Raw genomic sequence first — 1,650 nt, 5'->3', positions numbered from 1 at the left:
TGGCATGTACCCACCGTTATCAGACGCCCCCGATCGGCCAACGGCGGCCATCGACGGGCAGACCACCGACCACAGACAACGCGGGCCGCCAGCACATCCTTCGGCGCCGCGCGCCTGTTCACCGCCGACGCGGACTGTCCCGAGTGATCCTGATCGACGTCCGCTGACACTCGGCCGGACCCGCCCCCACACAAACCCGGCCCGAAAGGCAAGCCTTTTCCATCGGGCCGGAGCCGAACAACCCACACGACACGCCACCCGGCAGCCGACAGACGCCGAACATCTGATATAAGTCCCGTCAACCATGCCAGACTGGACGTAATTTCAGCCCGGCCGCACCAGCCTGGCAACCGCACTGGCCATCGCACCCGGCAGCGCATGGCTCGCGACCGTCAGCAATGACAAAACGGTGCGGATCTGGGATTCCGCTACGGGACGCCCCACCGCCACCCTCAGTACCGACCCGGCGGAAGCTCCAGCGATCACACCAGACGGTCGTCTGCTCGCCACTATCAGCCATGATCGGACGATCCGAATCTGGGATCGGACGTCCGGAGAGATCATCACTATGATGCGAACCGACAGCGACCCGGTCACCTGTGCCTGGACCGCCGACGGCCGCAGCCTGATCGTTGGCGGTGAGCGAGGGGTGTACCGCTACGAGTTCCGCCCCGGCACTCCGGACAGATAGATCCGGACAGCAGCCCGAAGGCTCGAAGGATGTGAATGCGGGCTGTTATCGCGACAGCGGATTCGCATCCTTCGATTTCTGCGCGCGCCGCTGCGCCGGGGTCGGCGCCCCGTCCACCGCGAAAGAGAATAGAGCGTCAGAACAGGGTGGGGATGGCGGGGGCCAGGCCGCGCAGGGCGTCGTAGTCGACGGTGACGCAGGCCAGGCCGCGGTCCGCGGCAAGCAGGCGGGCCTGTGGGGTGATCGACTGGGCTACCAGGATGCCGCGTACCGGGTGCGGGAGGAAGGGATCGTCCTGGAGACGGGCGAGGTACCGGGTGAGCTGTTCGACACCGTCGATCTCGCCCTTGCGTTTCACCTCGACCGCGACGCTGGCGCCGTCGGGGTCCCGGCAGAGCAGGTCGACCGGGCCGATGCCGGTCTCGTACTCGCGGCGCACCAGGGTGAGGCCCTCCTGGATCGCGTCCGGCCGGTCGGCGAGCAGGACCTGCAGGTGCGCCTCGACGCCGTCCTTGCGCAGGCCGGGGTCCACGCCGAGCTCGTGCGAGGAGTCGTGCAGGATCTCCTCGATGGTGATGACGAGCTGCTCGTCCGCGCGGTTGGTCACCCGCCAGACGCCGTCCGCCTCGGCTATCACGCAGGGCGGGCTCATCCAGTTCAGCGGCTTGTAGGCCCGCCCGTCCGCGTGGATGGACACCGACCCGTCAGCCTTCACCAGCAGCAGGCGGACGGCGCTGGGCAGGTGTGCCGTCAGCCGGCCCACATAGTCGACGCTGCACCGAGCTATCACAAGACGCACGGTTGCGCACCTTACCGCGTATCAGCCCTGGACCGCGTATCAGCCCTGGAAGGGTGCCGAGGGACCCTCGCCAGCCAGGCCAGCGTTTCGGTTTCGCGGGAATCGAGTGGACGTGGCGGCGGCTCAGCGCTGCTCGGGCGGCTGCTCGGGCGGCTGGGGA

Annotated in this window: 2 protein-coding genes; one reads left to right on the top strand and one right to left on the bottom strand. The window is 68.1% G+C overall.

Features of this window, described 5'->3' with window-relative positions; translation table 11 throughout:
• Positions 1 to 343 precede the first annotated feature (343 nt).
• A complete protein-coding gene (locus NBW84_RS24030) occupies positions 344 to 691 on the top strand; it encodes a WD40 repeat domain-containing protein (RefSeq protein WP_445548612.1) in 348 nt (115 codons plus the stop codon).
• Between the two features lie 136 nt (positions 692 to 827).
• On the opposite strand, the gene nucS is transcribed toward NBW84_RS24030, so the two are convergent.
• Positions 828 to 1,490, bottom strand: a complete 663-nt coding sequence (gene nucS / locus NBW84_RS02485; RefSeq protein ID WP_250281302.1) for an endonuclease NucS — start codon at positions 1,488 to 1,490, stop codon at positions 828 to 830.
• Positions 1,491 to 1,650: the final 160 nt, after the last annotated feature.

It is taken from the genome of Protofrankia sp. CiP1_Cm_nod2 (assembly GCF_920664355.1).
Classification (GTDB): Bacteria; Actinomycetota; Actinomycetes; order Frankiales; family Frankiaceae; genus Protofrankia.
The sequence above is the reverse complement of the archived record's forward strand: the minus strand, read 5'-3'. Positions and strand labels throughout refer to the sequence as shown.